The following is a 21,381-nucleotide window of genomic DNA, read 5'->3' on the forward strand; positions in this document are numbered from 1 at the left end:
ATTAACTGCCGCCAACAAGGTGAGTACAACGTTTATTCACATCCCAGCTCGGTTCCGGCACCGTTTGGAATTCGGTAAAGACATTCGCGGGATTGGTCTTAGCCGTAATGGTGTACGACTGTGGAATTTCGCGCGCACCGTAGCGTGGGGCGAGGAAATAGCGCTTACCCGGTTTTGGAATCAACGAAACCCACTGGGTTATCACATAGCCAGATGGGTTATAGAGGTACTGTCCGGCGACCACGGCATTGGGTCCGCCGCCGGTCAGCTGCTGAAAAGCAACCAATCTGTTTGGCGGGACTTTACGGGTGATGACGCTGCCATCGGCGCCCAGCACGCTGGAGTCTAATTCGTAACGTTCAACGCGGTCATAACAATCGCCTTTCTTTTCATAGAAAGCGACATAAAGTGTGCCGACATGGCCTTTATATTCCTGCACCACCAAGGTTGCAGCATCAGCACCTGAATAATCTTTGTAGTCGAGCGGTAACAGCGCGGAGCAGCCTGCAAGTAGGCTAGCCGGAATAAAGGCCACCAGGCGTGACAATGATTGAATGGATAACAGCATGCGGTATTCCTTCCCTTATAAAATAACCGCAGCTGTTATCGGCACATTGTCGGTAAAGTTGATGGTAAAACGAAAAGCTATTCGGCCAATCCCGCCAGCCGAATAATGAGATGCAATAGGTTTTAGTGGTTTACCATTTGCTTAACCGCTTCCTGCACCGGCACCTCTCCACCTGTCAGCTCGATGATGATGCGGCTGACGCCTGGCTGCTCGACCAGCTCTGCCAGCGTAGCCGCGACGTCATCTCGGGAGATATCGCCATAAGGGATCGCCAGCCCGGCGCGCACCAGGCCGCTGCCTTTCTCATCCGTCAGCGTGCCGGGGCGCAGGATCACCCAATCAAGGTTACTTTCCGCCAGCGCGACGTCTGCCATCTTCTTCACGCGCATGTAGTTTTCAAAGGTGGCGGAGAGGTTCTTCGCTCTGCCGGCTTCCGGAAACGCCGAAACCAGCAAAAAGCGTGCAATGCCGGCCTGCTGCGCGGCGGCTACGGCGGTGTTTAATCCTTCGCCGTCAATAGCGTTTGTCATCTCTTCGCCACCTTTGCCGCCAGCCCCGGCGGTAAACACCACCACGTCGCTGCCCGCCATCAATGCTGCGAGAGAAGTCACATCCAGCGCGGTTAAATCGCCGTTAATCGGCTCGGCGCCCAGCTCACGTAACGGCTGTTCCTGTTCGGCTTTACGGAACAGTGGATGGGCAACATGGCCCTTTTTAGCCAATAGGGCAGCAAGGCGGCGACCAATATTTCCCGCACCGCCAATGATAAATACCTTGGACATATAGGCCTCTCTGGTGGGTTTGAAAGCTGGCAAGTGTAGGATGCGATTGTGGTTAGCGCCACTGGCGGCTTATGGAACACGGGTTGGGTCTGGAAAAAAACAGCGCAGTTTCTGCCGCTCGCGCCCGCTCTCATCGATATTCTCCGCCGCCAGCCAGCGGCTTAATGCCTGCTCAATCACTGGCCATTCGCTATCAATAATCGATAACCAATCGGTATCGCGATTGCGCTGTTTGCGCGTCATCGCCTGACGGAAACGGCCTTCGAAGGTAAATCCCATGCGCTCTGCCGCGCGACGCGATCCCTGATTCAGCGAGTCACAGCGCCAGGCGACGCGGCGATAACCCAGCGCGAAGGCCTGTTTGAGTAATAGAGTTAACGCCTCGCTGCCCAACACGTTGCGCTGCATCAGCGGCGACCAGGTGACATGGCCAATCTCGATTGCCCCGTTTTGCACATCGATATTGGCAAAGCACACCGCACCTACAGCCTGTTGGCGTGCATTGTCGATCACCGCATAACACACCAATGCGCTGTCGCTAATTTTGTTGAAAATCCACTGTTCCATCTCGATTAATGATTGCGGTTTGGCAGCGCCCAGCCAGGTCCAGTCGCGATCGTCCGGTGCCAGCGAGAAGGCAGTAAACAGCGCCTCGCTGTGCACCCGCTGCAGCGGGGCAAGCTGACAAAAGCGGCCCGTTAGCACTGCCGTGGGAGGAAAAGTGGCGGGTTGCCAGTCGGGTAAAGCCACACCAACGGGCTGACCATATTGATTGAGTCGCGTCACATCATCTCCTGACTATGCGATTAGTGAATGTGAGTTTACTCCATCACCCAATGCCCAGCGCTCACCTCGCGGTAGCGGCGCGTTTCCGGGACAAATCCCAGCGCGCGCACCGGACTTTTTAGTTCGCTGATGTCAATCTGACGTTTCACATGACGACGAGCCGGATCGGGCACCGGCACCGAGGACAACAGTTTGCGCGTGTAGTCATGCTGCGGGTTTTCAAAGATAGCCGCACGCGGGCCAATCTCGACGATCTCCCCCAGCAGCATCACCGCGACGCGATGGCTAATGCGCTCTACCACCGCCATATCATGTGAAATAAACAGATACGACAAGCCAAGACTCTGCTGCAGGTCGAGCAGTAGATTGATGATTTGCGCTTTCACCGTGACATCCAGCGCCGACACGGATTCATCGGCGATGATCATTTTAGGATCGAGCATTAAAGCGCGCGCGATGCAGATGCGCTGGCGCTGGCCGCCGGAAAATTCATGCGGATAACGTTTCATCATGCTGGCGGCCAGGCCAACGCGCTCCATCAGTGACGCCGCTTTTGCGCGCGCCTCGGCTTTGCTGCCTAAGCGATGCTGCAAAAAGGGTTCGGTAAGCGCCTCCAGCACCGACATACGCGGATTAAGGCTGGCGAACGGATCCTGGAAAATCATCTGCATGGCGCGGCGCAGGGTGCGCAGTTCATTGGCGGAGAGATTCAGCACGTCGTAACCATCAAAGGCCACTTCGCCCGCCGCTGGCGTGACAAGTCGGGTTAACGATCGTCCGGTGGTCGATTTGCCGCAGCCCGATTCGCCCACCAGCGACAAGGTTTCACCCGGCATTAAATCAAATGAGATGTTCTCCACTGCATGCACCGCGCCGGTTTTGCGGCTAAACACCCCTTCATGGATGCTGAAGCGGGTGCTGAGATTTTTCACTGATAGCAGCGGCTGGCGCGGTGTCGCGGCAGCTGCGGCGACTGCCGTTGCCTTCTCATCAAGGGAGAACTTACGCGGGCCATCAATGCCGCGCATCGCACCTAACTGCGGCACGGTGGCAATCAGCGTGCGGGTATAATCGGCGGCGGGTGCCGAGAAGATGGCGGCGGTGGTGCCGGTTTCTACTACATCGCCCTGATACATCACTAATGTACGATCGGACACTTCGGCAACCACGCCCATATCATGCGTGATAAACAGCACGGCGGTGCCTTCCTCTTCCTGCAACGTTTTAATCAGGTCGAGAATTTGCCCCTGAATCGTCACGTCGAGCGCGGTAGTGGGTTCATCCGCAATCAACAGCTTTGGCCGCAGCGCCAGCGCCATGGCAATCATCACGCGCTGACGCATCCCGCCGGAGAAATGGTGCGGATAATCATTAAAACGTTTGGCGGCATTCGGGATGCGTACCTTCTCCAGCAGACGAATCGTCTGTTCACGCGCGGCACGTTTACTGATTTTGCGATGATTGATCAGCGCTTCCGCAATCTGATTGCCGATAGTGAAGGAGGGATTGAGGCTGGTCATCGGCTCCTGAAAAATCATCGCCACCGCGTTGCCCCGCATATCGCGCATGGCGGACTCGCTCAGCGTCAGCAGATCAACGCCATTTAGCATAACCTTGCCGCTTACGCGCGCGTGGCGCATGTTGAGTAAGCGCATAATCGCCATTGAGGTAACGCTTTTGCCCGATCCCGATTCACCGACGATCGCCAGCGTTTCACCCGCCGCGACGGTTAACGACACATTTCTCACCACCTCGCGCCATTGATGGTCAACGCGGAAGGCGACCGTCAGATTTTCAATGCGCAGAACCGGTTCGACTGCTGCTGAGGCGCTGTTCATTTCGCTGCCACAAAACGCGCTGACAGGTGGCTTACCGGCAGGAAGCTGAAGTCGGTATCAAACGGGTAAGCAGGCTGCAATTTGCGCTTGCGTGTTAAGCGTTCCACATACTGATCGACTACGCCTTCCGACAGCGCCATTAAATTGGGATTAGCCAGCGGCGCCAGCTCCGGCGACAAATAGCCCGATTTGACCACCACGATTTTGGCGCTTGCCGGATCGAGGCCGAGCAGGGCGAAATCCGCCAGATTGTGATAGGGACGGCGACGATCGGCCACCACCAGCGTAATGCCGTCGATTTGCAGCAGCGCCTGTTTCGCCAGCGAACGGGCATCGTCGCTAAGATGCTTCACCACGAATTCGCCTTGCACTTTTCCGCCTGCCGGATCGAGTGAGGCACCCACGCTGAGCTGCAGCGTGGCGCCCACGCCAGCGGCAAACGCCGCATCGGTGGCGGGTTTATCGGTAATTCCTGCCACGATAACGTCTTGCGCCCGCTGGCGAATCAGTTCGGCCAACACATCAGCACGATCGCCCACGCCGCCGCCGGTAGGATTATCACCAGAATCCGCCAGAATGACCGGTGTGGTTTCACTGGCGATGGCCATGGTTACGCACTCTTCAATGCTGCCGGTAACGCAGCCAAAACTGAATTCCTCGCGTGCCTGCCAGTAAGCCAATGCCAGTTTGGCGGCTTGCTCAGATAACACATCGGCGTCGGTACCGGTCATGATTGCAGCGGCGGTGGCACGCGGTTCATCGGCCCAAACGTAGCCAACCATCAGCGACGCATCCCAGATGTGTTCCAGCGCATTAATTGCAGGTAACCGTGCATACAAACTTTTGGCTGGCTCATCTTCCGTGCTGGTACGTTCACCGGGCAACACTACTGGAATCGGCGCCCACACCACGCCCGGTTTAACCCCGCTTTGCAGGCTTTTAACCAGCATCGATACCGAGCGGCGCATGGTCTCTTCCACATCAATGTGCGGCGCAGTGCGATAGGTGGAGAACATATCGATGGCATCGATGATACGCTGCGTAACATTGCCATGCAGATCGTAGCTCACCGTAATCGGGCAATCTGCGCCTACTAACTCGCGGGTGGCGCTGATCCAGTCGCCTTCGGCATCTTCCATGCCTTCAACGTACACCGCACCGTGCATGGCGAGATAAACGCCATCCACCGGTAAATGTGCGGCCAGGCGCGTCAGGAAATCGTGCTTAAAATCTTCGTAGGTGATGCGTGCCACCGGGCCGCCGGCGATGGCGCGCGCGTGGAAGGTGGGCAGAAACTCGGCATCATAATCCTGCAGAAAGGCAAAGTAGGGGTTGGTAATCAGGTCATCACCGCGCACGATGCGGAAGTCGTCGGCATAATTCAGCACCGGATTGTAAGTACTGCACTCAGTATGAATTCCACCAAAAGCAATGCGCATAGCAGCCTCCGCTAGTCGGGTAAGTGAATGATAAAACGATACGCCGCCACACTGGCCGCGGCTCTGGCCCAGCTCTCTTCATCAATGACCATGCTGGATATCGGCGTTTTGCCGATAATCGATGGCAACACGTGGCTATCAATCGCCTGCAGCACCACGGTTTTTAGCAGCCCGTCAAACGCATCGGGCTGATGGGCAATCACAATCATTTCGGGGTCATTCATCTGGATTATGTTGGCGATCGCCAGGCCCAGCGCATGGCCGGCCTGATGTAAAATTGCGATCGCTGCGCTGTTGCCTTTCACCGCCAGCGCCTCCAGCTCGGCAATCGAGCCGCTCTCCAGCGCTTTATCGCGCATACTTTCGCGAATGGCGGTTAACGACGCCAATGTATCAAGGCAGCCGCGTTTGCCGCAGCGGCAGGGACGCCCGCCTGGTTCGATGGTGCAGTGGGCAATTTCACCGGCGCCGCCGTGCGCCCCGCGATGCAGTTGCCCCTGAAAAAAGTGCGCCGCGCCAATGCCATCACCATGGGAAATCAGGCTGAAATTGCGCGCCTTTTTCGCCACCCCGAATATCTTCTCGCTCACCGCCAGCGCTTTGGCATCGTTCTCCAGCGAAACATCCAGCCCGGTTTGCTGTTTCAACAGCTCGGCGAGCGGCACATTCTTCCAGCCCAGCAGCGCCGACTGCACGCAAACAGCCTGATTTTCATCGACAAAGCCGGAGAGGGTAACGCCAAGACCGATCAGCTGATCAGGCGAAATCGCTTTTTGCGCAATCAGCGCCGGAATCGCAGCTGCAATGGTCACCGCCAGCTGCTGAGGATCGAGATTCAGCGCCATGTCGGTGGAAGCCAGGGTGCGGCCATGCATATCAATCAACACTAAAACCACGCGCTCACCGAGCAGCGAAGCACCGAGAAAATAGGCGCTGTCGGCGCGCATTTTTAATAAAATTGATGGACGACCCTGCCCAGTAGATTCAGCAGCACTCTCCTCCAGCAGTCCGGCGCTCAGCATCTCTTTTACCAGCGGACTAATTGCGGCTTTGCTCAACTTCATCTTTTCCGCCAGCGCGGTGCGGCTCATCCCATGCGAGGCAATAAGCAAACGTAAAATTTGTTGCTGATGGGGATTGAGCATGCGGGTTCTCACAGCGTTAACACTTATGCGCTGACAATAATAAGGCCAGAAAACAAATACAACGATATTTAGTTAATTTTCTGAATGCAGATCTAATTATAAGTAAATTATATGAACCTACGTCTTGGCTTTTGTTTAGGGATTGTGGCTTATATAGCGCAATGTTTATCAACAAAGCAGTAGATATCGTATCGCTGCCCGCACATTTCGTAGCGGCGCAATTTATTGCGCAATAAATTGCGCCGCTACAGGTGGTGCGTGGTGGTAATGACGTGCATTCATTCACCGATCGTTTCAATGATTCATTGAGGGCCTTCATGGAAAGCAAACATAAGCATTTCAAGGTACTGACGCTGGCCGGTTGTCTATTGGCGTCACTGGCGAGCGCCTCCGTTTTCGCCAGTCAGCTGGTGATCATGCAAAACGAACCGCCGCGCAGCATGGACCCAGGCAACCAAACCGCGACCTTTACCGGTACGGTGCTGGATCCGATGTATGAAGGCCTGACGCGTCTCGGTGATGACGGCAAAATCATTCCGGCATTAGCGCTGTCGTGGACATCCGATGAAAGCGGACTCAACTGGACATTTACCCTGCGGCCCAATGTGAAATTCCATGACGGCACGCCATTTAATGCCGATGCGGTAGTAGAAAACTTTCAGCGCCATTTAAATACGCAGCGCGGTTTAGCGGGCAGCGGCAAAATTCGCACCTTTATTCAGGATGTGAAGAAAAAAGACGATCTGACTGTCACGTTTCAGCTGAAAAAAATTAACCCGGCATTTTTAACCGTATTAGCCTCTGGTCCGGGTTTAATGGTGAGCCCAAAAGCGGATAAAGACGGCACAATTAACAATAAAGCTGACGGCACGGGCCCGTATAAATTGCTGCAATATAAATCCGGCGAATATGTGCTTGAACAAAAGAATACCGACTATTGGGGAAAATCCTCCGGTCCGGATGAAATTAAATGGACGTGGAGCAGCGAACCTTCAGTAATGAATATGGCGCTGCAATCGGGGCAGGTCGATATTATTAACCCGGTGCCGCCGCAGTTTGCTGGCATGTTGAAAAACAATGCCAACGTCAATCTGAAACAGTCGCCGGGTGCGGCGGTGTTCTGGGTCGATCTCAATACCCAGAGCAAAGCGCTCAGCGATGTCCGCGTGCGCCAGGCGTTGAATTTCGCCACGGACCAACAGGCGCTGGTCAAAGCCATCATGTTTGGCTATGCGCAACCGGCTAACTCTGCGCTGGCACCGGTTGATCCAAACTACGACAAGAATCTGCACGACTATCCGTACGATGTGCAGAAAGCCAAAGATCTGCTGAAAGCGGCGGGCTACGCCGATGGCTTTGCGCTTTCGATTGCGGTACAGGCGCCGGATGCGCGCACCGCGCAGGTGTTACAGGGCATGTGGAGCAAAATTGGCGTAAAACTTACCGTGCGCCAGATGGAGAGCGGCGTATGGACCAAAGCCGCCTTTGCCGATGGCAAAGAGAAAGCCGCGCAGGGGACCGATGCGGTGCTGGCATCCTGGTCTTCCGGCTTATACGGCTCAGACCTGCAGTTGCGTCCGTTGTATCACACCAGCAGTTTCGCGCCGGGCGGCGCCAACCTCGGCTTCTTTAGCGACAAACAGACGGATGAACTCATAGATACCGCAGCCTCCACGCTCGACGATGCCAAACGCAAAGATCTCTATTTCCAGGCACAAAAGCAGATCAGCGGATTAGCGCCGCAGGTGCTGCTGTTCTATCAGGACGATCTCTATGCCGCACGTAAAAATATCAGCGGTGTGATCATGCAGCCGGGCGGACAAATTGTCGTGCGCGATGCGGTGAAGCAATAAACCAATGGCTGATGTGAAATGAAAGCGTACGTCGCAAAAAAGGTGCTTTCGCTGCCGCTCATTATCTTCGGCGTGTCGATCATCGTGTTTATCGCCATCCGTGCGCTGCCGGGCGATCCGGCGCGGCTGATGGCCGGCCCGGAAGCGCCGCAGGAAGCGGTGGACAGTATGCGCGTGCGGCTGGGGCTGGATCAGCCCTTGCCGCTGCAATACGTCAAGTTTGCCGGGGAAGCGCTGCATGGCAAACTCGGATTGTCGCTGCAGTCGCAGCGTCCGGTGATGACGGAAATCAGTGAGCGGTTGCCCTACACCTTATCGCTGGCGGCGCTGGCTTATCTGCTGGCGATTGCGATTGGCGTACCGGCGGGGATGACTGGCGCAATTTATCGCCAGCGCATTCCCGACCAAATCGTTATGGTGCTAACCATCGCCGGTGCGTCGATTGCTAACTTCTGGCTGGCGCTACTGGCGATGAACTACTTTGCCGTAGAGCTGGGCTGGCTGCCGCTGCTGGGCGCTGATTCATGGAAAAACTACATCATGCCCACCGTCACGCTGGCGATCTTGCCGATGGCGATGATTGCCCGCATGACGCGTTCCAGCATGCTGGATGTGTTGAGTCAGGATTACATTCGCACCGCCAAAGCCAAGGGATTGTCCTCTGGCAGCATTCACTGGAAGCACGCGCTGCGTAATGCGCTGATCCCCATCGTCACCATTGTCGCCCTCAACTTCGGCAGCCTGATTGGCGGCGCGGTGGTCACCGAATCGGTGTTCAACTGGCCGGGGATTGGCCGCTTGCTGGTGGATTCAGTGCGTTACCGCGACTATCCGGTGATTCAGGGCGTCACCCTGGTTGCCGTAACCGGCGTGGTGTTGATGAACCTGGTGGGCGAAATTTTGATTGGCTTGCTCAACCCGAAAATAAGGTTCGACTGATGAACAGTATTGAAAGCGCCGCGCTGCCGCCGCGTTCGCGCAGCCGAAACCTGCTCAGAATCCTGATCGCCAATCCGTCAATTGCCATTGGCGGCGCGCTGGTGCTGCTGGTAGTCCTCGCCGCCGCGCTGGCTCCGCTGATTACCCATTGGGATCCGGTCGAGCAGGATTTACTTAATACCTTACAAGCGCCTTCGGCCGCACACTGGTTTGGTACCGACGATTATGGTCGCGACATTTTTTCACGCGTGATTTACGGTGCGCGCATCACGCTGTTTGAAGTGAGCCTCAGCGTGGCAATATCCATGGTGATCGGCATTCCGCTCGGCATCATCTCCGGATTGGCCGGGCGCAAGATTGATGCGCTCATCATGTGGGTGATGGATATCATCTTTGCCTTTCCCGGCATTGTGCTGGCGATTTTGATTGTTAGCGTATTGGGCGAAGGACTCACCAATATGCTGATCGCCATCTCGCTGTTCTCGATTCCGGTGTATGCGCGCCTGAGCCGCAACCTGACCCTTGGTCTGAAGAATATGGAGTACATCGAAGCGGCGCATATGCTTGGCGTGCGCTATCCGCGCATCATCACGCACTATATTTTGCGCAACTCAATTGGCCCGCTGATTGTCCAGTCGACGTTAACGGCGGGCGCAGTGGTGCTTTCTGCCGCCAGCCTCTCTTTCCTCGGCTTAGGCGTGCAGCCGCCAATGCCAGAGTGGGGTACAATGATGAGCGACGGGCGCAACTTCCTTGGCCTGAATATCTATGTGTCACTCTTTCCCGGATTGGCGATTTTGATTACCGTACTGGGCTTCAACGTGCTCGGTGATGGATTACGTGATGTGATGGATAAACGTTTATGAGTGAACAACCTGCGGTAATTTGCCTCGATCTGGGCGGCTCATTTATCAAGTTAGGCGCGATGGATGCGCAGGATCAATTAACCCTGCTCGATCAGCAACCGATCCCAGCCGCCAGCTGGGAAGATTTCACCGCGCTGGTTAGCCAGATGATTGTCCAACATCAGGCGCATTTTGCCACCCATAGCCCGCTGGCGATCTCTACCGCCGGCATTGTGGCGCCAGAGTCAGGCGAGATGTTTGCCAGTAACATTCCCGCGTTTCATCAGCGCAGTCTGGCTAACGAACTGGGCGCGCTGCTGCACCGCCAGGTGGTGGTGCATAACGATGCCGACTGCTTCACCCTGGCCGAAGCGTTAGCCGGTGTCGGCAAAGGGCATAAAGTGGTGTTTGGCGCCATTCTCGGTTCAGGCGTGGGCGGCGGATTAGTGGCGGATGGCCGCATTATTACCGGACAAAATGGTTTGACCGGCGAATGGGGACACGGGCCGATTACACTCACCGAAGTGGAAATTGATGGCACAACTGTGCGCCTGCCGCGCCTGAGCTGCCCATGCGGACAAAAGGGCTGCCTCGACAGTTACGGAGGCGCGCGCGGTCTTGAGAATCTGCATCAGACGTTACATAACTGCACCGCCAGCAGCGTTGAGATTATTACACGCTGGCAGCAGCAGGATGCGCTGGCACAGCAAACCATCAAGGCGTGGCTACAGCTGGTCGGTCAGCCGCTGGCATACAGCATCAATATCACCGGCGCCTCATGCGTGGTGGTGGGGGGCGGATTGGCGTCCGTAACATCGCTGATCGCAGCATTGGACGAAGTGGTGCAGGGCTATGTATTACGCCGCACCTCACAGCGTTTAGTGATCCCCGGCGAGTTCGCGCATCACGGCGGCATGATGGGCGCCGCGCTATTGGCCCGGCAAAGTCGCCAATACTGAATTCAGGCACGTTTTGTAGCGGCGCGATTTATCGCGCGAATCATTGGCTGCAGTGTGCCAATTCCTATTTTGCGCAATAAATTGCGCCGCTACGGCATGTGCGGGTTTTTACGCTATCATATGCCGCTTACTTAACTCAGTTGCGACGATGGTTGCTGTTTAATGCGTCCACGATCCTGACTGAGTTCTTCACCTGTGGTTCGGAAAACTCATGTCATCAGTACAACCCCAACTTACTCAGCTGCCGAATGAGGCATCGCTGCCGCGTCAGAGCGTGCTGAAGGCCCTGTTCGCGCTCGGCACCGGCGGCTTTGCCATTGGTACCGGCGAATTCGTCATCATGGGCCTGCTGCCCGATGCAGCCAAAGGCCTCAACGTATCGATTCCCTCCGCTGGGCATCTCATCAGTATTTATGCCCTCGGCGTGGTGATTGGTGCGCCACTGCTGGCGGTGTTAGGCGCGCGCGCCTCACGTCGTAACTTCCTGATGACGCTGATGGGCCTGTTTGCCGCCGGTAACCTGCTGAGTGCGATTGCGCCCGGCTATTACTCGATGCTGCTGGCGCGTTTCCTTGCCGGTTTCCCGCACGGCACCTTCTTTGGCGTGGCGGCGCTGGTGGCTGCTGGCCTGGTCGAGCGCAAAAAGCGCGCGCAGGCGGTGTCGATGGTGCTGTTTGGCCTGACTATCGCCAACTTACTCGGCGTGCCCGCCGTCACTGCCATCGGTCAATGGTTCGGCTGGCGTGATGCGTTTGCCATTGTCGGCGGTCTGGCGCTGGTGACCTTACTGTTGATTTGGCTGTGGGTGCCGAACGTGGCTGGCGACAAACAGGCCAGCCCGCTGCGTGAACTCTCCGCTTTGACGCGCAAACAGGTGCTTCTAACGCTGGCGATTGGCGCGGTGGGCAGCGGCGGTTTGTTCTCGGTGTTTAGCTACGTTAAACCGACCATGACCGAACTGGCGCAGATGCCGGTGAGCTGGATTCCCGCCGTGCTGGCGCTGTTCGGGCTGGGCATGATTATCGGCAACATTGCCGGTGGCCGTCTGGCCGATCGCGGCATTGAAAAGACCATCCGCATTTTGCTGATCTGGTCATTTCTGGTGCTCAGCGCCTTTGTGTTTGCCGCGCACTATGCGCTGGCGGGTGCCATCAATGTGATGCTGGTGGGCACCATGGTGGCGCTGGCGGCGGTGCTGCAAATCCGCTTGATGGACGTCGCCGGTGATGCGCAAACCATGGCGGCAGCGATGAACCACTCGGCGTTTAACCTGGCGAATGCGCTCGGCGCGTGGCTGGGCGGCGTCACCATTTCAGCTGGCCTGGGCTGGCAGTCAACCGGTTGGGTGGGCGCGATTCTGGCGGTGTTAGGCCTGCTAATTCATGCGGTGGCGATGCGCGATGCGCGCCGTAAATCCATCACTTTTGCTCACGAAAGTCACTGATACTTATTAATAAGCACACACCGTAGCGGCGCAATTTATTGCGCATTGCCAGGATGGGCATAGTGCCTCCATTGGTAAACGCGATGAATCGCGTCGCTACGTTTGGTGCAAGTCATTGATTACGCCAGCTTCTCCTGCAAAAAAGCCATAAACACCCGATTAATTTCACTGCGCTGGCGATGCTGTGGATAAAGCGCATTCAGATTCAGCGTTGCCGGTTGCCACTCTTCCAGCACTGTAATCAGCTCGCCACTGGCTAATGCCGGCGCCACGATGAACTCGGGCAGCAGAATCAGCCCCAGCCCGGCAACGGCCGCATCACGCAGCATCTCTCCGTTATTGCTGACCATCGGCCCTTGCACGCTAATCACTTTGCGCTCATCGCCTCTAAACAGTTCCCAGCCCGTTTGGCTTTCGCGCCCGTAGCGCAGGCACAAATGCTCGGTGAGCGCTTCTGGCGTGCGCGGTGCGCCGGCGCCCTGCAGGTAGGCCGGACTGGCGCAAATCACTCGCCGGAACTCGCCGAGTCGTTTGGCGATCAAACTGGAATCGGGTAGCGTGCCAATGCGGATCGCCATATCGAAACCTTCGCCCACCATATCGACATAGCGATCGGCCAGTTCAACCTGGAACTGCAATCCTGGATGCAAGCTGAGAAACTCGGCGATAAACGGCGACAGATGGCTGATGCCAAACGACATCGGCACGCTGAGGCGGAAACTGCCTTGCAGCGCCTGACGGCGTCCCGATACCGCCAGCTCGGCTTCCTGCACATCATCGAGAATGCGCTGCGCGTGCTGCGCAAACAGCTGTCCGTTATCCGTCACCGATAACTTACGCGTATTACGATTGAGCAGACGCGTGCCAAGCGACTCTTCCAATGCGGCAATACGGCGGCTGACATATTGTTTCGACAGCATGAGCTGTTCGGCGGCGGCGGTGAAGTTACCGGCTTTGATTACGGCTACATAAATGCGGAGATCTTCAATCTGCATATTGTCCACTCATCGGTGACACTCATTGTCATTTGAACGCATTGTTAGGCAAAACAGTTTACGTATACTTATCTGCAACGGGAAGGGTAATCGCCCTCCAACAGCACATTTGAGGAGCAGATCATGATTGAACAACGCCTGTCAGAACAACGCGGAGTGGGTGACCACGGTTGGTTGAACTCACATCACACTTTTTCATTCGCTAACTATTGGGATCCGCAACAGACCGGCTTCTCCGATCTTCTGGTGATCAATGATGACCGCGTTGCCGCGGGCCGTGGTTTTGGTGCGCACCCGCACAACAATATGGAAATCATCTCCTATGTGCTGGAAGGCGCGCTGGAGCATAAAGATTCCATGGGCACCGGTTCGGTGATTGTGCCGGGCGATGTGCAGCTGATGAGCGCCGGTAGCGGCGTCACGCACAGCGAGTTTAACCACTCGAAAACGGATAAGGTGCACTTCCTGCAGATCTGGATTGTGCCTGCTGAACGTAACACGCAGCCGGGTTATCAGCAGGTTTCCGTGGCAGAGAGTGACAAGCGCGGCCAGCTGCGTTTGATCATTTCGCCAAACGGCGACAACGGTTCGCTCAGCGTACATCAGGATATTCGTATTTATGCCGGACTGTTTGACGGAGCAGAGCAGCAGACTTTCGAACTGGATGCCGATCGCTACGCCTATATTCACGTGGCACGCGGCAGCATCGAAGTGAACGGCGTGACGTTCAAAGAGGGCGACGGTGCACGGGTTCGCAACGAAACTGCGCTGCAGTTCGCTAACGGTGATGATGCGGAAGTGCTGGTATTTGATTTGCGTCCGCTGGAAGTGAATCATCCGCAGCGTTAATGATTAAAAAGAGCGCAAAGAGCAGTGCGAGCCATCGCGCTGCTTTTTTTTATGCGCGATCACAGCGTATGTAACACTTTTTCTTAACATTAATTGCAGTGATTAAGATCGCAATAATTATTTCCATACTCTCTTTAATAGATAGCCATTGAACCTAAGCATCATGGCTAAACATGGAGAGGGCAGCATGCACGAAAAAATCCCCGGAACGCGTTGGTATCGCGTCATTGCCCCAATTCTTATCACCTGCATTGTTTCATTCATGGATCGCGTCAATATCAGCTTCGCGCTGCCTGGCGGTATGGATCAGGATCTGGCGATCACCAGCCAAATGGCCGGTGTGGTCAGCGGCATCTTCTTTATCGGTTATCTGTTTTTACAAGTGCCTGGCGGTCGTATCGCGGTGAATGGCAGCGGGAAACGTTTTATTGCCTGGTCGCTGGCCGCGTGGATGGTGGTCTCCATCGCCACCGGGTTTGTCACCAATCACTATCAGTTGCTGGCGCTGCGTTTCGTGCTGGGTATTTCCGAGGGCGGCATGCTGCCGGTGGTATTAACCATGGTCAGCAACTGGTTTCCGGAAAAGGAGCTGGGACGCGCTAACGCCTTTGTCATGATGTTCGCGCCGCTGGGCGGCATGTTCACCGCCCCGATATCGGGCTACATCATTAACGTGCTGGACTGGCGCTGGCTGTTCATTATTGAAGGTCTGCTTTCTGCCGCTGTGCTGCTGGTGTGGTGGCTGGTGATCGCCGATCGTCCTGAGGATGCGCGCTGGTTACCCGCCCGAGAAAAAGAGTATCTGCTGCGCGAATTGGCACGTGAAAAGGCCCAGCATCTTAAAAAGGAACCGGTCAGCAAAGCGCCGTTAAAAGCGGTGTTCCGTAACTCGGGTCTGATGAAGTTGGTGGCGCTGAACTTCTTCTACCAAACCGGGGATTACGGTTACACGCTGTGGCTGCCGAGTATCCTGAAAAATCTTACCGGCAGCAATATGGCGGGCGTTGGCTTGCTGGCGGCGATTCCGTTTGTCGCCACAGTTCTGGGCATTTACGCCATTTCCTGGTTGAGCGATCGCACCGGCAAGCGGCGTTTGTGGGTGATGGTATCACTGTTCTGTTTCGCCGCTGCGTTGCTGGCTTCGGTGGTGCTGCATGACAACGTCGTCGCCGCCTACATCGCGCTGGTGGTGTGCGGCTTCTTCCTGAAAGCGGCGACCAGCCCATTCTGGTCGATTCCCGGACGTATCGCCGCGCCGGAAGTGGCAGGTAGCGCACGCGGTGTCATTAATGGTTTAGGCAACCTGGGCGGATTCTGTGGGCCGTATCTGGTGGGCATCATGACGCTGCTGTACAGCCAAAACGTGGCGATTTGCTGGCTGGCGGGATCGTTAGTGATCGCGGGCATCTTTACGCTATTACTGCCAAAAGCGTGCGATATCAATCCTTCCGAGCCGCGCCGACATTTGAAGGAAAATCATTTGATGAGTGTGAAACATTAAGTCGAGGCAAGTCAGGAAGGGGGACGGATAATTGCCGTATATGCAGCTGGCACTATTCTGAAATTTAACCTTGGGTAGGCGGAATAATTAAAAAGGGAGCAGCTAATTCGTTGCTCCCTTTTATACGTTTCAATCAATCGAAAGATTATGAATAGCCAGCACAGCACGCGCGGCTTCTTTGCCTTTCTTGATGAAATGCTCGGTATAGAAGTTTTCGATGACCTCAACCGGCTGGAAATTATGCGGGGTTAATGACACGGAAAACACCGGCACGTTGGTCGTCAGCTGTACGTTCATCAGGCCATCCACCACGGCTGCCGCGACGAAATCATGGCGATAGATACCGCCGTCCACCACCAGCGCCGCGCAGACAATCGCATCGTATTTGCCGGTTTCTGCCAGACGCTTAGCCAACAGCGGCATTTCAAATGCGCCAGGCACTTCCAGCACTTTTAATTGCGCTTCAACGGATTGATCGGCTAATTCTTTTTCGAAACCCACCAGAGCGTTATGGACAATTTCTTTGTGCCATCCGGCTTTAATAAATGCAATTTTAATATTGTTCATGATTATTCCGACATCACCTGTAATTTGTTCGCGCTATTAAATTAAGAGAGAAATCCATACTCTCAGCAATAATGTGTTTGTATACCATATGTTACGTTTATGATCCACCGACGCGAAACCCGTCATACTTCGAGCTGCAGGTGCGTTGGCTGCGCGTGTCCACCCCAGTCACATACTTCAGTATGCTCCTGGGGATGAACCCACTTGCCGCCTTCCTGCAACTCGAATTATTTTGGGTTTAAGTATGGAGAAAACAATTTAACCACACCCTTAATGTAGTTATTCCGCGCTTGACGGCGACCATCGCCTGCAATACAAATAGACGCGTCGGGGGAGTCTCGCCACAGAGACTGAGAGGCTAATAGCGCACTGCGCGGCTTAGCGACCCTTTGAACCTGACCCAGTTGATACTGGCGTAGGAAGACTGACAGCTTGTTAGTTTGGCTGTCTGGCGCTAAGGCAAGCTCGATGGTTGGCGCCCTTTCCCTTCTCCTGTATCTGCGGGTCTCAGTCAACACTGAGAGGCCGATGTGAACTTCCCCTTTTTAAACATCCTGGAACAGGCGCTGTGAGCCGCTGGAGCGTGCTCGGCTGCGGCGTGGCCGGCTTGTGCGTGGCAACGTTGCTGGCGGAACGCGGTGAAGACGTTGAGGTGATCGGCGATGCATCGCGGCGTCCGGCTTCCTGGTTTGCGGGTGGCATGCTGGCGCCCTGGTGCGAATCCGAAAGCGCACCGCGCGAGGTGATCTCCCTTGGACAGCACTCTGCCGCGTGGTGGCAACAGCGCGTCAGCAGCGTCGAGCATCAGGGTACGCTGGTGGTGGCGCCGCCACGCGATAGCCAGGAACTCAACCGTTTCGCCCGCATGACCGAGCAACATCAATGGGTCGATCCCTGCCACATCGAACCGGCGCTGGAAGGGCGCTTTGCGCGCGGTCTGTTCTTCGCTCAGGAAGCGCATCTCGATCCGCGCCTGGCGCTGCAGGAGATGCGTGAAAAGCTGATCGCCCACGGCGTAGTCTTCAGCTCGCATGCGCCAAGCGGTCAGATTATTGATTGTCGAGGTATCCATGCGGCGCCCGAACTGCCGCGCCTGCGCGCAGTGCGCGGTGAGATGCTGATTTTGCACAGCGATGAGGTGCAGTTTTCCCGTCCGATCCGCCTGTTGCATCCGCGTTTTCCCTGCTATCTGGTGCCGCGTCGCGGCGGCCATTTCATGCTCGGCGCCACCATGGTTGAGAGCGACGATGCCAGCCCAATCAGTGCCCGCGCCATGATGGAGTTACTCAGCGCCGCTTACGCTATTCATCCGGCATTAGCGGAAGCGCGCGTCATCGAGAGCGGCAGCGGGCTGCGTCCGGCCTATCCGGCCAATCTGCCGGAAATTCACTTTCAAAATGACACCTTTTATCTCAACGGCATGTATCGCCACGGTTTTCTGCTGGCACCGATGCTGGCAGAGCAGCTGATGCAGCGCCTATCTGGAGAGCAATCCTATGAACATTCAGCTTAATGGCCGCGCCATCAGCACCCAGGCCACCAGCCTGAGCGAATTGTTGATCGAGCAGCAAATTGATGTGGCCTGCGTGGCCACCGCCTTTAACGGCGCCTTCGTGCCGAAAAGCCAGTACGACACGCAGCTGCTGGATGAAGGTTGCCAGCTGGAAGTGCTGTCACCGATGCAGGGAGGCTAAGCGATGTTTTACGATCATGATCCCCAATCACGCTTCCTACTCGGCACCGCGGGCTATCCTTCGCCGGCGATTTTACAGCAGGCGATTGCCGCGTCTGGCAGCGAAATCATCACCGTTAGCCTGCGACGTGAAGGCGCTGCCGGTGCAGCATTTCGCGATCTGCTGACCGGACTCAACATCCGCGTGTTACCGAACACCGCCGGCTGTCACACGGTGAAAGAGGCGGTCACCACCGCACATATGGCACGGGAACTGTTCAATACCGCGTGGATCAAGCTGGAAGTGATCGGCCACGCCGACACGCTGCAGCCCGATCCGTTCGCGCTGGTGGAAGCGGCGCGCATTCTCTGTGCAGACGGCTTCCAGGTATTTCCCTACACCACTGAAGATCTGATCGTTGGCGAAAAGTTGCTGGCGGCAGGCTGTGAACTGTTGATGCCGTGGGGCGCGCCGATCGGTTCCGGCCAGGGATTGCGCAATATCGACGGCCTGCGCGCGATGCGCGCCTGGTTTAGCGATGTTCCGCTGATCATTGATGCCGGGATTGGTGCGCCGTCGCAGGCGGCGCAGGCGATGGAGATGGGTTTCGATGGCATTTTGCTGAATACCGCGGTCGCCAAAGCGGGCGATCCCATCGTGATGGCCAACGCTTTCCGTCAGGCGATTGAAGCCGGGCGAGCGGCATGTAGCGCCGGATTGATGGAGAAGCGCGATATGGCGAGTGCGTCCACGCCCATCTTTGGCCTGGCAAATCTCAACTGATGGGCGGCGATATGGAACGCTATCAACGCCAGATGATGCTGCCGGAAGTGGGTGAAGACGGGCAGCGCAAACTGCGCAACGCGCGCGTAGTGGTGGTGGGTGCCGGCGGGTTAAGCGCGACGCTGCTGCCGCAGCTGGTGGGCGCGGGCGTCGGCCATATTCGGCTCTATGACGACGACGAAGTGGCGCTGCATAACCTGCATCGGCAAACGCTGTTTACTCTGCAGGATATCGGCCAGCCCAAGGTGCTCAGCGCACAGCAGGCATTACAGCAGCGTAATCCCGAGGTGCAGATCGACGCGCTGCAGCAATCACTGAGCGCCAGCAATGTGCAGCAGGCGTTGGCGCAGTGCGATCTGGTGATCGACGCGGCGGATAATTTTGCCGTCACCTATCAGCTCTCCGATGCGTGCATGCTAACGGGCATCCCGCTGATCAGCGCCTCGGTTCTACGCAGACAAGGTTACGTGGGCGGTTTTTGTGGCGGAGCGCCGAGCTATCGCGCGGTATTTCCCCGCTTGCCCTCCTCGGCGGCGAACTGCAACACCGCAGGCGTGATGGGTCCGGCGGTCGCTGCATTGGGCGCGATGCAGGCGCAGATGGCGCTCAGCGTGCTGCTTGAGCTGCAGCCATCGCCGCTTGGCTGTCTGGTGAACTGCGATTTTGTTAACTGGCACTTCCGCCCGTTCCGCTTTGATCAGGCCGAAGAACCGCAACAGGCGGTGCCGTTTATCGATCGGCAACTGCTGGCGGCGGATGACTGCATTGTCGAACTGCGTAGCCATGAAGAAGCGCCAGTCAGCGTCGCAGAGAGCGTTGAACGCCTTCTGCCGCAGGCGATCGCCACATGGCAGCCACCGACGCAGCAACGCATTGTACTGGTGTGCGCCAGCGGCATTCGTGCCGCGCAGGCCGCCGCAGTGTTGGCGCAGCGTGGCTTTAACCAGCTGGCGATTCTGGCGGCAAATCGCCCATGAGCCACGACATTTTTTTCAACGACGTGAGCTTTAGCTGGGGCGATAAACCGCTGTGCCAGCAGCTGAATCTGCAGCTGCGCGGCGGCAAAACCACGGTGATGCTGGGACGCAGCGGCATCGGCAAAAGCACGCTGCTGCGCTTGATCGCGGGATTACTTCAGCCGCAACAGGGCGCGGTGCAGGGATTGAGCGGCAATGTGGCGTGGATGGGGCAGCAGGATCTGCTCTATCCGTGGCTGACGGTGCTGGAAAACGTGATGCTATCGGCACGACTGGGCGGTGAAAAAGCAGATCGTCCGCGCGCGCTGGCGCTGCTGGAGCAGGTAAAGCTCAGCGAGGTGGCACACGCACCGCCGCATCAACTCTCTGGCGGTATGCGGCAACGCGTGGCGCTGGCGCGCACGCTCTATGCGCAGCGTGAGGTGGTGCTGATGGATGAGCCGTTCGCCACGCTTGATGTGATGACCAAACTTAGTCTGCAGACGCTGACCGCACGCTTACTGCAAGGCAAAACCGTGTTGCTGGTGACCCACGATCCCCTTGAAGCCTGCCGCATGGCCGATGACATTTTACTGCTCGATGGCCAACCGCTGGACATCGAAAACTGGCCGGTGCCTGACGGTGTAACACCGCGACCGTTCGATGATCCCGGCGTGTTGCAGGCGCAGGCGCAACTTTTCTCCCGATTGAATACTCATGAAAACACTGTTTAGCGCGATCTATTTGTGCGTGGTGCTGCTGTGCGGCTGGCTGCTGGCGCGTCACAGCGGCGTGCCGACCTTTTTACTGCCCGCTCCGCAGGCGGTGCTTGACGCGCTATGGCTGCATCGCCAACTGCTCTGGCATCACACGTTGTATACGCTGGCGGAAATTGTGCTGGCGCTGCTGCTCGGCGTGGGTGCCGGCGTGACGCTGGCGGTGCTGATGGCCGCCAGCCCGCTGTTGCGTCGCGTGCTGTTTCCGCTGGTGACTGCCAGCCAGGCGATCCCGGTATTTGCCCTCGCGCCGCTGCTGGTGCTGTGGCTCGGTTTTGGCATTGCGTCGAAAGTGGTGGTGGCGGCGTTGATTCTGTTTTTTCCGCTGTGCTTGTCACTGTTCGATGGGCTGTGCCGCACGCCGAGCGGCTGGCTGGAGCTGGCGCAAACCACCACGCCATCGCGCTTCCGCATCTTCTGGCGCGTGCGCTGGCCCGCCGCCTTACCGCAGTTTTTTTCCGGCTTACAGATGGCGGCAGTGCTGGCACCGATCGGCGTGGTAATCGGTGAGTGGGTTGGGGCGAGTGAAGGGCTGGGCTATCTGATGATGCAATCGAACGCTCGCCTTGAAACCGCCACCAGCTTTGCTGCGCTGCTGCTGTTACTGATTCTGGCGCTGCTGCTTTCCGGCAGCGTAGCGCTTATTCGTAAGAAAACCCTCTGGCAAACTCTATAAGGATGCA

Annotated in this window: 21 protein-coding genes and 1 riboswitch; of the genes, 13 read left to right on the forward strand and 8 right to left on the reverse strand. The window is 56.7% G+C overall.

What is annotated here, in order from left to right; translation table 11 throughout:
* Window position 1 precedes the first annotated feature (1 nt).
* From WH298_RS23120 to WH298_RS23145, 6 genes are all read right to left on the reverse strand, one after another.
* Complete coding sequence (locus WH298_RS23120) at window positions 2–568, reverse strand: hypothetical protein (protein ID WP_180824211.1); 567 nt, start codon at window positions 566–568, stop codon at window positions 2–4.
* Between the two features lie 122 nt (window positions 569–690).
* Entirely contained in the window at window positions 691–1,350 is a 660-nt protein-coding gene (locus WH298_RS23125; RefSeq protein ID WP_180824212.1) for an SDR family oxidoreductase, read from the reverse strand.
* A gap of 69 nt (window positions 1,351–1,419) precedes the next feature.
* Window positions 1,420–2,136, reverse strand: coding sequence for a GNAT family N-acetyltransferase (locus tag WH298_RS23130; RefSeq protein WP_180824213.1), 717 nt, complete (start codon window positions 2,134–2,136; stop codon window positions 1,420–1,422).
* 35 nt (window positions 2,137–2,171) lie between these two features.
* Complete coding sequence (locus WH298_RS23135) at window positions 2,172–3,974, reverse strand: ABC transporter ATP-binding protein (protein WP_180824214.1); 1,803 nt, start codon at window positions 3,972–3,974, stop codon at window positions 2,172–2,174.
* Window positions 3,971–5,413: a M81 family metallopeptidase gene (locus tag WH298_RS23140; protein WP_180824215.1), complete on the reverse strand. Its 1,443-nt coding sequence runs from the start codon at window positions 5,411–5,413 to the stop codon at window positions 3,971–3,973. The genes WH298_RS23135 and WH298_RS23140 overlap by 4 nt, the downstream gene beginning before the upstream one ends.
* An 11-nt stretch (window positions 5,414–5,424) precedes the next feature.
* Window positions 5,425–6,558 carry an ROK family transcriptional regulator gene (locus WH298_RS23145; protein ID WP_180824216.1) on the reverse strand — a complete coding sequence of 378 codons (1,134 nt, stop codon included), beginning with the start codon at window positions 6,556–6,558 and terminating at the stop codon, window positions 5,425–5,427.
* A gap of 317 nt (window positions 6,559–6,875) precedes the next feature.
* On the opposite strand from WH298_RS23145, the gene WH298_RS23150 reads away from it, so the two are divergent.
* The 5 genes from WH298_RS23150 to WH298_RS23170 all read left to right on the forward strand — a co-directional run bounded on the left by WH298_RS23150 (window position 6,876) and on the right by WH298_RS23170 (window position 12,598).
* On the forward strand, window positions 6,876–8,411 hold the full coding sequence (locus tag WH298_RS23150; protein ID WP_180824217.1) for an ABC transporter substrate-binding protein: 1,536 nt from the start codon (window positions 6,876–6,878) through the stop codon (window positions 8,409–8,411).
* An 18-nt stretch (window positions 8,412–8,429) separates the two neighbouring features.
* A complete protein-coding gene (locus WH298_RS23155; protein ID WP_180824218.1) occupies window positions 8,430–9,350 on the forward strand; it encodes an ABC transporter permease in 921 nt (306 codons plus the stop codon).
* On the forward strand, window positions 9,350–10,216 hold the full coding sequence (locus WH298_RS23160; RefSeq protein ID WP_007891230.1) for an ABC transporter permease: 867 nt from the start codon (window positions 9,350–9,352) through the stop codon (window positions 10,214–10,216). The genes WH298_RS23155 and WH298_RS23160 overlap by 1 nt, the downstream gene beginning before the upstream one ends.
* Entirely contained in the window at window positions 10,213–11,154 is a 942-nt protein-coding gene (locus tag WH298_RS23165) for an ROK family protein (RefSeq protein ID WP_180824219.1), read from the forward strand. Before WH298_RS23160 ends, WH298_RS23165 begins: the two co-directional genes overlap by 4 nt.
* 211 nt (window positions 11,155–11,365) lie before the next feature.
* A complete protein-coding gene (locus tag WH298_RS23170) occupies window positions 11,366–12,598 on the forward strand; it encodes an MFS transporter (RefSeq protein WP_007891232.1) in 1,233 nt (410 codons plus the stop codon).
* A gap of 119 nt (window positions 12,599–12,717) precedes the next feature.
* Here WH298_RS23170 and WH298_RS23175 read toward each other — a convergent pair whose 3' ends face one another.
* The gene (locus WH298_RS23175; protein ID WP_007891233.1) at window positions 12,718–13,593 is read right to left on the reverse strand and encodes a LysR family transcriptional regulator; all 876 of its coding nucleotides are present in this window, start codon (window positions 13,591–13,593) and stop codon (window positions 12,718–12,720) included.
* 123 nt (window positions 13,594–13,716) lie between these two features.
* Between WH298_RS23175 and WH298_RS23180 the strand changes: the two genes are divergently transcribed.
* A complete protein-coding gene (locus tag WH298_RS23180; RefSeq protein WP_007891235.1) occupies window positions 13,717–14,442 on the forward strand; it encodes a pirin family protein in 726 nt (241 codons plus the stop codon).
* A gap of 187 nt (window positions 14,443–14,629) precedes the next feature.
* Window positions 14,630–15,943 (forward strand): MFS transporter, encoded by a 1,314-nt coding sequence (locus tag WH298_RS23185; protein ID WP_007891237.1) that lies wholly within the window; start codon window positions 14,630–14,632, stop codon window positions 15,941–15,943.
* Between the two features lie 129 nt (window positions 15,944–16,072).
* Here WH298_RS23185 and WH298_RS23190 read toward each other — a convergent pair whose 3' ends face one another.
* The gene (locus tag WH298_RS23190) at window positions 16,073–16,510 is read right to left on the reverse strand and encodes a 6,7-dimethyl-8-ribityllumazine synthase (protein WP_180824220.1); all 438 of its coding nucleotides are present in this window, start codon (window positions 16,508–16,510) and stop codon (window positions 16,073–16,075) included.
* A gap of 319 nt (window positions 16,511–16,829) precedes the next feature.
* Window positions 16,830–16,949, forward strand: a riboswitch (TPP riboswitch).
* A 129-nt stretch (window positions 16,950–17,078) separates the two neighbouring features.
* Here WH298_RS23190 and WH298_RS23195 point away from each other — a divergent pair.
* From WH298_RS23195 to WH298_RS23220, 6 genes are read left to right on the forward strand one after another with little or no spacing between them, the layout of a single operon-like run.
* A complete protein-coding gene (locus WH298_RS23195; RefSeq protein ID WP_180824221.1) occupies window positions 17,079–18,023 on the forward strand; it encodes an FAD-dependent oxidoreductase in 945 nt (314 codons plus the stop codon).
* A complete protein-coding gene (gene thiS / locus WH298_RS23200; protein ID WP_007891245.1) occupies window positions 18,007–18,204 on the forward strand; it encodes a sulfur carrier protein ThiS in 198 nt (65 codons plus the stop codon). Before WH298_RS23195 ends, thiS begins: the two co-directional genes overlap by 17 nt.
* Window positions 18,205–18,207: 3 nt before the next feature.
* Window positions 18,208–18,966 carry a thiazole synthase gene (locus tag WH298_RS23205; protein ID WP_007891255.1) on the forward strand — a complete coding sequence of 253 codons (759 nt, stop codon included), beginning with the start codon at window positions 18,208–18,210 and terminating at the stop codon, window positions 18,964–18,966.
* Between the two features lie 11 nt (window positions 18,967–18,977).
* Complete coding sequence (locus WH298_RS23210) at window positions 18,978–19,943, forward strand: HesA/MoeB/ThiF family protein (RefSeq protein ID WP_180824222.1); 966 nt, start codon at window positions 18,978–18,980, stop codon at window positions 19,941–19,943.
* The gene (locus WH298_RS23215) at window positions 19,940–20,656 is read left to right on the forward strand and encodes an ABC transporter ATP-binding protein (protein WP_180824223.1); all 717 of its coding nucleotides are present in this window, start codon (window positions 19,940–19,942) and stop codon (window positions 20,654–20,656) included. The genes WH298_RS23210 and WH298_RS23215 overlap by 4 nt, the downstream gene beginning before the upstream one ends.
* Window positions 20,640–21,374: an ABC transporter permease gene (locus WH298_RS23220; RefSeq protein ID WP_180824224.1), complete on the forward strand. Its 735-nt coding sequence runs from the start codon at window positions 20,640–20,642 to the stop codon at window positions 21,372–21,374. Before WH298_RS23215 ends, WH298_RS23220 begins: the two co-directional genes overlap by 17 nt.
* The last annotated feature ends 7 nt before the right edge of the window (window positions 21,375–21,381 follow it).

This window comes from Pantoea nemavictus (assembly GCF_037479095.1).
GTDB lineage: Bacteria > Pseudomonadota > Gammaproteobacteria > Enterobacterales > Enterobacteriaceae > Pantoea > Pantoea nemavictus.

Excerpts from the sequence above, each read along its gene's own strand:
- WH298_RS23145 (WP_180824216.1), bottom strand. The coding sequence starts at position 6,558 with ATGCTCAATCCCCATCAGCAACAAATTTTACGTTTGCTTATTGCCTCG.
- WH298_RS23140 (WP_180824215.1), bottom strand. The coding sequence starts at position 5,413 with ATGCGCATTGCTTTTGGTGGAATTCATACTGAGTGCAGTACTTACAAT.
- WH298_RS23220 (WP_180824224.1), top strand. The coding sequence starts at position 20,640 with ATGAAAACACTGTTTAGCGCGATCTATTTGTGCGTGGTGCTGCTGTGC.
- WH298_RS23125 (WP_180824212.1), bottom strand. The coding sequence starts at position 1,350 with ATGTCCAAGGTATTTATCATTGGCGGTGCGGGAAATATTGGTCGCCGC.
- thiS (WP_007891245.1), top strand. The coding sequence starts at position 18,007 with ATGAACATTCAGCTTAATGGCCGCGCCATCAGCACCCAGGCCACCAGC.
- WH298_RS23135 (WP_180824214.1), bottom strand. The coding sequence starts at position 3,974 with ATGAACAGCGCCTCAGCAGCAGTCGAACCGGTTCTGCGCATTGAAAAT.
- WH298_RS23180 (WP_007891235.1), top strand. The coding sequence starts at position 13,717 with ATGATTGAACAACGCCTGTCAGAACAACGCGGAGTGGGTGACCACGGT.
- WH298_RS23205 (WP_007891255.1), top strand. The coding sequence starts at position 18,208 with ATGTTTTACGATCATGATCCCCAATCACGCTTCCTACTCGGCACCGCG.
- WH298_RS23175 (WP_007891233.1), bottom strand. The coding sequence starts at position 13,593 with ATGCAGATTGAAGATCTCCGCATTTATGTAGCCGTAATCAAAGCCGGT.
- WH298_RS23215 (WP_180824223.1), top strand. The coding sequence starts at position 19,940 with ATGAGCCACGACATTTTTTTCAACGACGTGAGCTTTAGCTGGGGCGAT.
- WH298_RS23155 (WP_180824218.1), top strand. The coding sequence starts at position 8,430 with ATGAAAGCGTACGTCGCAAAAAAGGTGCTTTCGCTGCCGCTCATTATC.
- WH298_RS23185 (WP_007891237.1), top strand. The coding sequence starts at position 14,630 with ATGCACGAAAAAATCCCCGGAACGCGTTGGTATCGCGTCATTGCCCCA.
- WH298_RS23210 (WP_180824222.1), top strand. The coding sequence starts at position 18,978 with ATGGAACGCTATCAACGCCAGATGATGCTGCCGGAAGTGGGTGAAGAC.
- WH298_RS23120 (WP_180824211.1), bottom strand. The coding sequence starts at position 568 with ATGCTGTTATCCATTCAATCATTGTCACGCCTGGTGGCCTTTATTCCG.
- WH298_RS23190 (WP_180824220.1), bottom strand. The coding sequence starts at position 16,510 with ATGAACAATATTAAAATTGCATTTATTAAAGCCGGATGGCACAAAGAA.
- WH298_RS23170 (WP_007891232.1), top strand. The coding sequence starts at position 11,366 with ATGTCATCAGTACAACCCCAACTTACTCAGCTGCCGAATGAGGCATCG.
- WH298_RS23165 (WP_180824219.1), top strand. The coding sequence starts at position 10,213 with ATGAGTGAACAACCTGCGGTAATTTGCCTCGATCTGGGCGGCTCATTT.
- WH298_RS23150 (WP_180824217.1), top strand. The coding sequence starts at position 6,876 with ATGGAAAGCAAACATAAGCATTTCAAGGTACTGACGCTGGCCGGTTGT.
- WH298_RS23160 (WP_007891230.1), top strand. The coding sequence starts at position 9,350 with ATGAACAGTATTGAAAGCGCCGCGCTGCCGCCGCGTTCGCGCAGCCGA.